Source organism: Shewanella sp. Arc9-LZ, assembly GCF_010092445.1.
Classification (GTDB): Bacteria; Pseudomonadota; Gammaproteobacteria; order Enterobacterales; family Shewanellaceae; genus Shewanella.
This window is the reverse complement of record NZ_CP048031.1, coordinates 434,577-447,594: the sequence shown is the minus strand read 5'-3', so window position 1 is coordinate 447,594 and position 13,018 is coordinate 434,577. Positions and strand designations below refer to the sequence as shown.

Sequence of the window (13,018 nt, the reverse complement as noted above, 5' to 3'; positions counted from 1 at the left end):
AGCGAACCAAGGTCCGCTTTCCTTTTGAATATCATACCTGATATCCATCCAACAGTATTGATTAGCCTATTAGCTCGCTTTGGTTTTGGCCTTTTCTATCCGCTTTATGCGTCCTTCAAAGCCAGTGACAGTGCCGTCGGTTAGCTGGTATTCAAGCGCTTGCTCGCACACCTTAATCGCCTCATCAAACTGACCAACATCATTTAACAATGTCGATAACTGCATAAACGCTGGCGATTTGATTTCATCAGTGCTTTTTTGAGAGACATATTGTTGATGTAATGAGCGATATAACCATACATAGGTTAATTGTAACGCCGCACCATATTGACAATAATCGCTCTGTTTACGCATTTTATAGCAATGATTAATCACACTGGCTAAGCCATTATGCTGGCTTTGAAGATCGTTAGCGTTATTGGCAGCATCAACCTGTTGCAGAAAACTTTCGCTGGCCCAATCGCCTTCAACACGGTTTAGACTCAAGGACAAGCCTTGATCACTTGGTGCATCAACCTCTGCAGTAGCAGATACTTTAGGCTCGGCATCTGCATTGCTCACGTTAGCATTGTTCTCGCTAGCATTGTTCTCGTTTGCCGTAGCAACATCCTTAGGGGCAACTTCAGGCGCAGAAACCACCTCAGTGACTATACTTTCGGATTTAGGAGTTTTGGGCTTAGTCGGTTCCGGAGCAATTTCGACAGCATCAACTGGCTCACTAAGCAGCTCAACTGGCGCTGTTGGCTTTTCGCTGAACTCGTCAACAGGATCAACATCAACTGAAATAAGTTCATCGGTCTTCACTGTAACCTCAGTTAATACCTCATCTGCTGCCGACTTATCCATAACGACATGCTCAGACTCTGCCATAGTCGTATCGTCTGCTGCCGTTAAAGGTTGATCAACCTCACTGGATGAATGCGATGTGGCATTACGATCGGTTTTATCACGTTCTTGTTTTGCCACCGCTTGAGTACGTCTGTACAAATACAGAGCAATTGCAATCAATATGACAGTTAAAATTACCTTCATTAGGCTTCCACCTTGCTGATTATGTGCCAGAGCACATTGTTTTAACTCACTCACAACAGCATTCATTGTGAGGCAATGTAATGGTTTAATGATACTGCGCTGTTTTTTTAAGCACTAGCCATTATTATTTCAATGTACACTATAAAATCAAGTATTTATCTATTTTAATCTGTAACAAGTCGTAGACCACTCGCCATTTCGCATCAGTTTTAATCATTTTTGCGATCTCAACCTCAAAAAAAGGACATTTTGAGCCAAAGATCAAAGTTAAATAAGCGGAGTTTGTCAGCTACTATTGCCAAGTTTACACTACTAATATCCGACTGTTTTACTAAGGTATTTAATAAGAGATAACACTATGGATGATACAGAACTATTAAGCGGTAAATTACTCTACGAATTTCGAACCATGCAAGCTATGGTCGAAATCTACTGTAAAGCGCACCATCCTCTTAAACCCTCCCAGGGTGTATGCCTGCAATGTAGTGAGTTTTTAAGCTATGCCAATACTCGACTCGATCGGTGCCCCTACGGCCAAGACAAACCCACTTGCAATAAATGCCCGGTGCATTGTTACAAACCTCATATGAAACAAAGAGCACGTGAAATCATGATGTATGCAGGGCCAAGAATGCTGTTGCCTCATCCAATTTTTGCCATTAAGCATTTATTGGCAGAACGCAAACCGGCACCAGGCCTGCCGCCAGAAAGAGTTTCAAACAGACATTTACGTAAAGTAAAGCAAAGTTAATAACCGAGAACTACTCGGTTTACACAAAGTAGGTTAGTATTCACTATCGTCAAAGAGAGTGAAAATGAACCAATTTAACGATTTATTCATTCAAACATACTGGTGGCTCTCCTTGCTAGGAGGCATTCATTGTCTTGGAGTAGGCTTGTATGTTCATTATATTTACCAAAGTGCCACCCGCAGCCATAGCCTGTTGGCTGGGATCTTTTTACTTATCGGCTGTTATTTTTTAACCGGTTTACTTACCCCTGAAACCACCCCTATCCCGATACATTTAACCCTTACACTGTTTATCCCTATCTATTTTTTACTAATGCCAATGCTGTATTTATATTGTAAAAGCAGCCTAACAGCACAAGATTACCAACCACTGTTAATCAAACATTTTGGCTTTGCCATTATCATCGCCTTAGTGACCAGTTCAACCATATTATTTCATATTGGTATCGATCCAAAAAATTCCAATAACACCATTGGAACTCTGGGTGAAATAAACAGTATTAATCTATTAGCTGTGGTTTTACCCATCCTATTAATGCTACAAACCTTTGGCTATTTTGGGGCTATTTATCGTTTATTATCCCACTATCGCCCACAATATTTGGCCAATAGGCAGCCTAACTTACAAGTAATACGATTTCGCTGGCTAAGTGTATTAACTATCGGCATTCTCATTAATTGGATACTGCGTATCGTGTTGGTCTATTTACCGTTTTACTTAGGCGACTCCGTTTTATTATTAACCCAAGCGGTAACACGTTTAAGCCTATTATTAACCGTATATGTGTTGGCGTTATATGGCATCCAGCAAGTCACCCGATCGGCCTATTTGCGAGGGTCGCTCAATGCCTCCAACCAAGCTACACCATCAAGCAAAGAGCCGCACACTGATCCACTGCTGGACGAGGAAGAAATAACTTACTTACATCATTTAATGGTCGATGAGGATGGGCGCGACCCAAACGATAATTCAGCTGTAGAGAGGGATAAAAAAAAGGATGAGTAAGACAGAAAACTGACTGATTTCCCCGTACACATCACACTGAAAAAATGTTCAACCGTTTACCGATGTTCGCCGAGTATAAATGTTTATTAACTCGCACCCATTAGGGGTTATGCTACTCTATGGCGAGTTTTACCATGACAATTTAGTCACTGAGGTTATTTATGAAACGTTCAATTAGCTTAGTTTTTTCCAGTTTACTCGTGTTATTAAGCTTCGCGTTTTCAGCTCCTAGTTTTGCAAACGAAGATGCTTATAACGATGCCATCACTAATTTTAAAAAGGCCAATGAAAGCCGACATTTATTTAATACGGCTTATGGTTATGCAGTCTTCCCAACCGTAGCCAAAGGCGGTATCGGAATTGGTGCCGCATATGGAAATGGTCGTGTATACCAAAGCGATGCTTATATGGGGGATTCCACATTAACCCAACTATCTATTGGCTTTCAGTTAGGCGGACAAGCCTATAGTGAAATTATCTTCTTTAAAGATGCCAAAGCTTATAATGAGTTCACCAGCGGTAGCTTTGAATTTAGCGCGCAAGCGTCAGCAGTGGCCATTAACGTTGGTGCCAATGCGCAAGTTGGTACTACAGGTAATTCAGCAGGTGCAGGACAAGCAGGCAGTAATCATGCCGCAGCCGCAGCCTATATAAATGGTATGGCGATATTTACCGCCGCTAAAGGTGGATTAATGTTTGAAGCCGCTCTCGCAGGTCAGTCATTTACCTTTGATGGTAAGTAACCACTGCGAGTCTTAACACTCGTTAAGTACATAACATTCAGGCTGCCATTGGCAGCCTGAATTATTTGGAATAAGTGGTTTATTATCGCAGAGTCCAAACAATGGCATTAGCATATACACAGTGGTCAAATTAACCTTGCTGATACATTTGTGGACAACCTTCTTGTCATCCCGGTAATGCTTTTGAGCCGGGATCCAGGTTTATTCTTTTATGTTTGGTATTGATGGCCTGCGGCCACTAACGTCGTGGCGCTTCGCCCACACCAGACTAACATCGCAAGGTTCCACCCTGCACGGGCCAAAAGGGGATCAACAGCAATCCCCTCTTGGATCACCCCTGCCGTTCCGGCAACATTTTCGCTATTTAACCAAACAACAGCAGCGAAAAAATTGCCACGGAAATTTATCCAGCTTGAAACCTCATTGACATCCTACCTCGGCCTTATTCAAAAATGCTAACGCTTCCGATGGTACATCCTGTACCGCGAAAGCTAAGCTCACATCCATGTGAGCTTCACGCTATTTTCTTCAACGGCCTCAAGTTCAGAGGTAAATTTATCCATTTTCAATCATAACTTCTGACTCATTTATGGACATTTCCGAGTTAGATCTTTAACTCTAATCCGTGAGTTTCAGGTTAAATTTTCTATGGGTAACACTTAATATAACTGGAAATAACGAACGTTTTTGGGCGAAGCCCAGCGAGTGATTTTCCAGTTGATGTTTTTGCTAGTTGCCAATGTTTAAATAATACCTCAATGACGCTTTATTAAAACCTAAATGCTCGTAGTACGCTTGTGTGGCTTCACGAGACAAAGAAGTCGTAACTTCAAGTTGTACGCATGAACTACTTTGTGCCTTGGTAGCCGCAAACCGAATTAACTTTTTTCCGATACCTGAATTCCTAAGATTTTTGTCAACAACAATCGCAGTAATGCGGCAGACATGTTTTTGCAAAGGGAAGTAGTAAAAATAAATAAGCGACATGAAAGCAACTACCTTCGTTGAGGAAACAACGACAAATGCTTCGGACTCATTATGCGGTAATTCTAATGCTGAGATTAAACCTGTTTCCTCACTTTCATAGCCCAGTTGCTCTAAAAGATTTTTGATAGATGAAACATGAGTATGGTCTGCCTTGATAATATCTATCATTGTCAAATTCCCTTAGAGGCAACTAACGTTTTAGTATTTATGCGTTGCGCTGTTTGCGACGCATAAATCGCTTGCTTGACTTGGCCGATGCCTAGTCCAGATTAATTGGTACGCTTTATGCTACAGTAATTTGATTTTTTTGATGCTAGCTCTGGGCTGTAGAGCAGTTTTGAACTGATTCTGTGGCTTGATTTTTACGTGTTTCATTGAAATTCCTTTGTCATTGTGGTGTTCCATCACATATCTTTAAATCTAGCTGACTCAATAAGGATAATATACTCGATTGAGTCATCATTTGGCTCCGCGCAGCGGCTTAGTTCAACAGCTTATTGAACGGCTCGCCAAATAAAGTCGGCCGCTTAAGTTATTGATTAATATCATCCTACATTTCCTATATCATTGATGTAAAGCGATAAATCATTATCAAAACCCAAAAATAAAGCGAGGTTGCCTAAATAAAGTCATACTATAAAATAATTAAGCTTATCCATTTAACTCTCACTTACCACTTCAGGCTTATTTATTGAGCTGTTTTATTAGAGTTAAGCTAAAACTCGTAAATGAGTAAATAATGGTCTCTGTAGAAGAGCAATATCGATTAGCTTTTGTATGGAAAACGAAGGTAAGCACTGTTAAATAGAGCTTTGGTCCTAAGTAGTTTTGGGGCAAAAACGAGTTAGTTTTCTTTACTTGAAAATGGACCGATTCAACTCTGAACTTGAGGACGTTGAAGAAAATGACGTGAGCTGGCCAAGGATGGCCAGCTAGCTTTCGAGGGGAAGGGACGCCCCATCGGAAGCGTTAGCATTTTCGAATAAGACCGAAGAACACTAAAATAGAGTTTAAAGCTGGATTCAACCACGTATCGAAATTATCGTTTTTCAGATGATTTTGATGTGGCGGCTGGGAGTTCCAAGAGGGAACAGCCGTTGGTTTCCTCTTGGTCTGGTGTGGGTGAAGCGCCACGACGTTAGTGGCCGCAGGCCATAAGTACATAAGCATAAAACACAAAAAAATAAACCTGGATCCCGGCTCACGAGCATTGCCGGGATGACGATTAAATTAGCCTGCGTAAGTAGACAACCTATTTATATCCCCAAGGTGCTGGCGGTAATGCTACAGGCTTAGAGAGGTCAAACTCGACTTTAAAATCTCGATCCTCACGACTTAAACGATAAGTAAAAGTATGCGCTTCAATCATCATCTGCCACTCATTAGTGACCGATTGCGTTAAGCCATGTTGCTTGAAGTTGGCAATAGACTCATCGTCCACAGGAAACGTTTGCAAGTTGGCAGTACCAGTATCGCGGGTCTCTCCACCATACATGGTCACTTTGTCATCGGTGCCATCTTTATGGCGATGATCATGCTTTAAGCGCAATCCGGTATCAGTTTGAGTTATCACCCAAGTGCGAGAGTGATCATCGCCAACATGAAATGGAATACGCAACTGATGATCGGTGCAATCTCTTACATGCATAATTAATGTTTTGCCACTAAAGCCATCTCCTTCACTGCCACCAGCAGTGATTTTACCGGCAAAAGCTTTGCCACAAAGAGCGCTAATAGCTTCAAAAAATTGCTGTTGCTGTACCGAGTTTGCGGCATAAGCAGGATTAACCAACATAGCGCTACCACACAGTAATGCACCACTGAGATATGCGCTAAGCCTAATTAACGTTGGCATAATGATCATTCCTTGTTTATCAAACCATTGAGTAATTTAATCAATAAAGTGCAGTCGTGTAACACAACGGCTACTGAGCAGACTAAATTAAAAGACGAAAGTACCGAACAAGATTACCTTGTTATTGAATCTATTGCTGCTAGAAAAACAAAACCCGCAAACGTTAATGCGGGTTTTTATGACAAGAAGTTAACGTGTTAGCTTACTTAGCGTATTTAGACTTAGTCGCCCAAGTGGTCGCTTTAGCTGGACGCTTGGCGCCTTGGCTTGTGGGCGCTTGCCCTTTTGCCGCTTGGCCCGAAGCCTTAGCTGGAGACTTTGGTTTCTGCCCTACTGGCTTAGCACTGCCTTTATCCGCTTTAGTGTTACCTTTACGGTCTTCAAACTGATCGGCAGAAAAACGGGTCATGGCTTTTTGGCCGCTTTGTTCTTTCGCTTTAGCCGATGGCTTTTGGCCCCACTTCACTTTAGTTTGCTCGTTACGCGTTTCGGGTGGTACCAAATGATTTGGACCATTACCAATTAACGACTCTTTACCCATCGCAACTAAGGCTTCACGGATCATCGGCCAGCCCATTGGGTCGTGGTAACGCAACAAGAATTTATGCAATTTACGCTGACGACCTTTTTTAGGCACTGTCACTTGTTCACTATCATGCTTAATGTTTTTCAGTGAGTTAAGTTCGGTATGATAAATCGTGGTCGCATTTGCCATCGGAGATGGATAAAAGTTTTGCACCTGGTCGAGCTTAAATTTCTGCCCTTTTAACCATAATGCCAAATTAACCATGTCTTCATCGGTAGTACCAGGATGCGCCGAAATAAAGTACGGAATTAAAAACTGTTCTTTACCCGCTTCTTTAGAAAACTTATCAAACAGTTCTTTAAACTTGTCATAGGTTCCCATACCTGGCTTCATCATTTTACTGAGCGGGCCTTCTTCGGTATGTTCAGGAGCAATTTTTAAATAACCACCCACATGATGTTTAGCTAACTCTCTAATATATTCAGGGTTTTCGATCGCCAAATCGTAACGAACACCCGAAGCAATTAACACCTTTTTAATACCAGGTACTTCACGTGCCGCTTTGTATAAGTCGATGGTGTGTTTATGGTCGGTGCCTAAATGGCCGCAAATAGACGGGAACACACATGATAAACGTCGACAGGTTTTCTCCGCTTTCTCACTGGTACAACCTAAACGGTACATGTTCGCCGTTGGGCCACCCAAGTCAGAAATAACGCCGGTAAAGCCTGGCACTTTTTCTTGAATATCTTTAATTTCTTTGATGATCGACTCTTTCGAGCGACTTTGAATAATGCGTCCTTCATGCTCGGTAATCGAACAGAATGAACAACCACCAAAACAACCACGCATGATATTAATTGACGTCTTAATCATGTCGTAGGCAGGAATTTTTTCTTTGCCGTACACAGGGTGCGGGATGCGTTGATAAGGTAAATCGAATACTGCATCCATTTCGTCGGTGTTTAATGGCCACGCAGGTGGATTTACCCATACACCACGGTTGGCATCATGTGGCTGAAACAGCGCACGAGCACAGCCAGGGTTTTGCTCTTGGTGCAAAATACGCGAGGCATGGGCATACAAATACTTGTCTTCGCTGACCTTGTTATAGGCAGGAAGCAGTACATAGGTTTTTTCCCATGGCTTTGGACGAGGCGGTTGAACGCTAATGGCTTTAGGTGCCTCGTTATCAAAAATCTTTTCGTCTGTTGGACCTGACAAATTACTGCAACCAACATCATCAGCACCATATGGGCTAGGTAATGGCTCAATTTTATGTAATTGGTCAATTTTGCGTGAATCCATGCCACGCCAACCGGGCATAGGTTCTTTACGCATTGTTGCGGTACCACGAACATCGTCAATATCGCCAATGGCCTCACCCGCAGCAATACGGCGTGCAACTTCCATTAATGGTCGTTCAGCATTGCCGTAAATTAAAATATCGGCTTTGGCGTCAAAAATTACACTGCGACGCACTTTATCTGACCAATAATCGTAATGGGCAATACGGCGTAGGCTGGCTTCAATGCCACCGATAACAACCGGTACGTCTTTAAAGGCTTCTTTACAACGCTGGGTATACACGGTCACGGCACGATCGGGGCGTTTGCCGCCAATATCACCAGCAGTGTAAGCATCATCATGACGTAACTTACGGTCAGCGGTATAACGGTTAATCATCGAGTCCATGTTGCCAGCGGTTACCCCAAAAAATAGATTTGGGCGACCTAGCTGCATAAAGTCTTCTTTGTTTGACCAATCAGGCTGCGAAATAATACCCACACGGTAACCTTGGGCTTCTAACATTCGCCCAATCACCGCCATACCAAAACTTGGGTGATCAACATACGCGTCGCCAGTCACGACAATAATATCGCAACTATCCCAACCTAAAATATCCATCTCTTTACGAGACATGGGTAAAAAAGGTGCTGTTCCGTAGCATTCAGCCCAAAACTTTGGATAATTAAATAACGTTGACTCAACTTGCATGTATATGACCTACATAAATGGGGAAAACCAGCCTAGCTGATCCGATGACAACATCAGCCTACGGCTGAATTTAACGGACGCGGAGTATAGCAGTAGAGCGACACTAAGTGTGACTAAAAAAACACCAAAAGTGAAATATTTTTATCCTTTTATAACCTTGTAAAACACGTGGGAATATTGCTATTCCCTTATGCTTTCAATGTTATAACCCAATAAAGAAGCCAATATTAGCAACCGCTAAGATTAATAGTACTATCCAAGTCGTTAATACACCCCAAAAACGGCCGAAGTGATGGCCGCCTTGACCTTGGTTTAATCCAATAGCATGTAATAAACGCGCCACAATCCAAGCTGTGCCCAAACAGTGTATCAAGTAAACCGGCATGCCATTCAATTCAGCCAGTGCTAACAAAATGAGTACTATGGGTGCATTTTCAATTAAATTGCCATGAGCTCTGATCGCAATGGATAATCCTTGATGGCCACCATCACCAATACCTATTTTATTCACTCGACGAAATTTAACCACTTTGTAAGATAATGCTAAAACCAACAAAGCTGTTAGGCCTGCATATAAACCCGATATCATCAATGTCATGTGTTATTCCTTAAGTCGTCTATATTATTGTTATTATACTAATCTTTGATTTGTTGATGTTATCACTACATTTTGAATCAGTTTGGCTGTAAACACACGCCTTAATCGGTTAATATTCGCGCCAAAATAAGCTCAATACCTTAACAAGAGTGACTACTGCCCAGTGGATAATCAGGATTTTTTAGAAAAACGTAGATTTATCATTAAACTAGGTAAGTACCTGCATAAATTTGGTACTCCTGCGTATCGCTTAGAATCCCACTTGCAAACGGTATGTAATACCCTTGGTATTGAAGGATATTTTTTAATATCGCCCACATCGATGACATTTGTACTCCAACATGACACTGAGCAAGAATACAATCACGTTGCACGCGTTAAACCTGGCGACTTAGATTTAGGCTCGTTAGCACGTACCTTTGAATTGGTTGAAGAGCTCAGTTCTGGGCAGCGAACCTTGCAAGAAGCATTAGAACGCTTAGAAGAAATCGCCAATAAACCCAATCCTTATGGCCATAAACTGACGCTGTTAGCTTTTGGATCCAGTGCGGGTGCTTTCGCCATGTTAATGGGTACCGGTTGGCATGACGTTTTTTGGTCAGCTATTTTTGGTTTACTGGTATACAGCTTAGTTTTTTGGGCTGAACGCTCAAAACGTATCGCAGAGATGCTCGAACCCATGGCGGCGGTAGTTTGCGCTATCTTAGCGTCAGGGATTGCGCAATTGGACCCGAGTATCAATTTACCCGTAACCATTTTATCGGGGATTATTATTTTTGTTCCCGGTCTTGCACTCACTCTCGGCTTAGCGGAACTTGCCGCCCGCGATTTAATCTCCGGTACGGCACGTATCATGGATGCTGTGATGCAGTTATTTAAACTGTATTTTGGTGCTGTGCTTGGCATGACCATTGGTAAAGCCATCTTTGGTGAAACTATCTATGTAGAACCTATACCGTTGCCTCGTTGGGCGATTTGGTCTGCGGTGCCGTTATTGTCGATGTCGTTGGTTATTATCTTTAAAGCACGCTTAAAAGATTCCCCTTGGGGCATATTTGCCGGCATTGTGGCATTTTTCTCTGCCATGTTAGGCGGGATTTATTTAGGTGAATCTATTGGTATTTTTGTCGGTGCACTAGCCGTGGGCATCTATTCAAATCTGTATGCGCGTTGGATGAAGGCGCCAGTGTCGATTGCGTTACTGCAAGGCATCGTTATTCTGGTCCCTGGTAGCAAAACCTATATTGGTCTCAATGCATTAATTTCGGGCGAAACCATGCTCAATCAAGCCCATTTAGGCTCACAAATATTCTTAATTTTTATGTCCTTAATCGCTGGGCTTATTTTTGCTAACGTTATCGTGCCCCCTCGCCGTTCGTTATAAATCTTACAAGTTAACATTACCTTCCTATCGGTATTAAAGGGCAGCTATAAATGCTGCCCTTATTTTTTAACAACTCAAATACCCACATAATTTAAATGGATTAATGAAATATTTATTCAAGCTAAATGCTTGACTATTATGTTATTCAGGTATGATATGAAACAAAGAGGCAACATAAAAAGTTCATATTGAAAACAATAGTTCTATTCTTACAGGCCTCTCAAAAACATAACAATAAAAATAAGGACGAAGCTATGCCAATCATATTTATGGCAGTATTTTTTTTCGTCATCCTGCTTTCTTCGTCTGCTGTTCAAGCAACTATTGCTGACAGTGAAGCACAGTTAAAAGCCAACGATGACTCTGTCACCACGCCCTCTAGTCCGTCGACAACGAATAAACATGATGTCGAAAAAGTCGCGAACATTGTAGTCGTTAGTCATCCTATTTTTGATGAGTCAGCTCCGGATGCTATTTTCCTTCATCGTTGGGCAAACTATCTGCATATCAATACCAAAGAGTCGACTATTCTCAATAGCTTAAGCTTTGAAAAAGGTGAAAAAATCACTCAGAAAGATCTTCAAGAAGCGCAGCGATTATTACGCTATGAACCTTACATTCGTGATGCTGATATCAACATTGCCAGAAAAGATCCACTCGCCGACGACAACGTTGAAGACGTGGTATTAGTCGAAACGTGGGATAACTGGTCATTACTGCCAACGGTCAGTTTGAGTAAAAATGGCGGCGACACTAAATACTCGTTTGGCATGAAGGAAGATAACTTACTGGGATTAGGGGTTAAAACTAAAATAAAATACCAGTCAAGTGCCGACCGCACCGGGTATAAGTTTGCCTTTGATGCTCCAGTAAGATGGATTAAACACGGTAATGTGTCGGTCGATTTTTACGACAACAGTGACGGCCAAGCGTCTGCTATCGCCTTTAATAAGCCCTTTTATACTCTTGATACTCAGAACATGTACGCCCTGTCATGGTTAACGGATACCCGCATCGACACCGTAAGACAAAATGGCCAAGACATTAACGAATTTGAACATGTTATCGATTATGCTAACGTCGGATTTGGTTGGTTAGTCGATAAAACGCCAGATCAATTGCACCGTATTAGCCTAGGGATAACCCAAGACCAACATCAATTCAATAACATCGACGAATACCCCATTTCACCGTTACCTTTTGATCGTGAGTTTGTTTACCCTTGGATCAGCTACGAATACCTGCAAGACCAATACACAGTGCTGAACAATATCCACCTGATTAATAATAACGAAGACTTTAACTTAGGTTGGCATCACACAGTAAGTTTAGGATTGGAAACCAATGACGTTGCCGACAATGCTGCTGTGGGCTATCACATAACGGCTTCAAGCAGTCGCGGTTGGCAGGAAGACAATCAATTATTGCTAATGACCGTTAATGCTCGAACAGATATTCAAACTGGCCAACAAGACTTTTATAATGTCGGTTTAGCCGCTGAATTCTTTCACCAAATCAGCCCTAAGTGGACCGCTTACTCCAAGGCGCGTATCGCAACCTCACACAATAACTATCTTGATCAAACGTTTGCTCTTGGCGACGAAACAGGTGTACGGGGATATCCCAACGACTACCAACATGGTGACAATCAATGGTTGCTCACGAGTGAAATCCGATACTATCCAAACATTAATTTATATCAATTGGCCGAGTTAGGTTGGGCTGTATTTGCCGATATAGGTCAAGCAAGCGGTGGCCCAGATGAACAAAATGAAGTTGATGGCCCTATTGGTAGTATTGGTATTGGCGCACGGATTTACTCTTCTAAATCCAGTTACGGTAACGTAGCCCATGTTGATATTGCCGTCCCGATCACTACGGGCAACGACATCAACGCTTGGGAGTTCAGATTTCAAGTGAAAGACCATTTTTAATTAGGTAAACCGTTCAATTGTTATCGTGTCTAACGAGAACGGCTGGCTAACGTGTGAAAAATGTAGATTAAACGCTAAAAACACACCAAGTGCAGCTGATCTTTAGTGATTACGATTCGCCAACAAAACGGTTTGCTTTATACAGAAATGCGCGACAAGGTTGCATAATCATTATTCACGAATCACTTGTCGTAAACTTTTACT

Annotated in this window: 11 protein-coding genes; 6 read left to right on the top strand and 5 right to left on the bottom strand. The window is 42.0% G+C overall.

Translation table 11 applies throughout. The features are described from left to right. Positions 1-69 precede the first annotated feature (69 nt). Positions 70-1,032: a hypothetical protein gene (locus GUY17_RS02120; protein WP_162022159.1), complete on the bottom strand. Its 963-nt coding sequence runs from the start codon at positions 1,030-1,032 to the stop codon at positions 70-72. Positions 1,033-1,390: 358 nt separating this feature from the next. Here GUY17_RS02120 and GUY17_RS02115 point away from each other — a divergent pair, with 358 nt between their 5' ends. The 3 genes from GUY17_RS02115 (at position 1,391) to GUY17_RS02105 (ending at position 3,532) form a co-directional block, all read left to right on the top strand. Further along, the gene (locus GUY17_RS02115; RefSeq protein ID WP_101087282.1) at positions 1,391-1,783 is read left to right on the top strand and encodes a nitrous oxide-stimulated promoter family protein; all 393 of its coding nucleotides are present in this window, start codon (positions 1,391-1,393) and stop codon (positions 1,781-1,783) included. Between the two features lie 64 nt (positions 1,784-1,847). After that, a complete protein-coding gene (locus tag GUY17_RS02110) occupies positions 1,848-2,789 on the top strand; it encodes a hypothetical protein (protein ID WP_162022158.1) in 942 nt (313 codons plus the stop codon). A gap of 161 nt (positions 2,790-2,950) precedes the next feature. Next, positions 2,951-3,532 carry a lipid-binding SYLF domain-containing protein gene (locus GUY17_RS02105; RefSeq protein WP_101087284.1) on the top strand — a complete coding sequence of 194 codons (582 nt, stop codon included), beginning with the start codon at positions 2,951-2,953 and terminating at the stop codon, positions 3,530-3,532. Positions 3,533-4,261: 729 nt separating this feature from the next. On the opposite strand, the gene GUY17_RS02100 is transcribed toward GUY17_RS02105, so the two are convergent. After that, positions 4,262-4,687 (bottom strand): GNAT family N-acetyltransferase, encoded by a 426-nt coding sequence (locus GUY17_RS02100; protein ID WP_162022157.1) that lies wholly within the window; start codon positions 4,685-4,687, stop codon positions 4,262-4,264. A gap of 1,084 nt (positions 4,688-5,771) precedes the next feature. Next, positions 5,772-6,314, bottom strand: a complete 543-nt coding sequence (locus GUY17_RS02095; protein ID WP_254439902.1) for a hypothetical protein — start codon at positions 6,312-6,314, stop codon at positions 5,772-5,774. A 72-nt stretch (positions 6,315-6,386) separates the two neighbouring features. On the opposite strand from GUY17_RS02095, the gene GUY17_RS02090 reads away from it, so the two are divergent. Then, a complete protein-coding gene (locus GUY17_RS02090) occupies positions 6,387-6,575 on the top strand; it encodes a hypothetical protein (RefSeq protein ID WP_162022155.1) in 189 nt (62 codons plus the stop codon). A gap of 1 nt (position 6,576) precedes the next feature. Here the strand turns inward: GUY17_RS02090 and GUY17_RS02085 are convergent, their stop codons facing one another. Both GUY17_RS02085 and GUY17_RS02080 read right to left on the bottom strand, forming a co-directional pair. Beyond that, on the bottom strand, positions 6,577-8,898 hold the full coding sequence (locus GUY17_RS02085) for a YgiQ family radical SAM protein (RefSeq protein ID WP_162022154.1): 2,322 nt from the start codon (positions 8,896-8,898) through the stop codon (positions 6,577-6,579). 202 nt (positions 8,899-9,100) lie between these two features. Then, the gene (locus tag GUY17_RS02080; protein ID WP_101087288.1) at positions 9,101-9,496 is read right to left on the bottom strand and encodes an MAPEG family protein; all 396 of its coding nucleotides are present in this window, start codon (positions 9,494-9,496) and stop codon (positions 9,101-9,103) included. A 163-nt stretch (positions 9,497-9,659) separates the two neighbouring features. Here GUY17_RS02080 and GUY17_RS02075 point away from each other — a divergent pair, with 163 nt between their 5' ends. Then, positions 9,660-10,880: a threonine/serine exporter ThrE family protein gene (locus GUY17_RS02075; protein ID WP_011635884.1), complete on the top strand. Its 1,221-nt coding sequence runs from the start codon at positions 9,660-9,662 to the stop codon at positions 10,878-10,880. Positions 10,881-11,134: 254 nt separating this feature from the next. Then, positions 11,135-12,814: a ShlB/FhaC/HecB family hemolysin secretion/activation protein gene (locus GUY17_RS02070; protein ID WP_162022153.1), complete on the top strand. Its 1,680-nt coding sequence runs from the start codon at positions 11,135-11,137 to the stop codon at positions 12,812-12,814. Positions 12,815-13,018 lie beyond the last annotated feature (204 nt).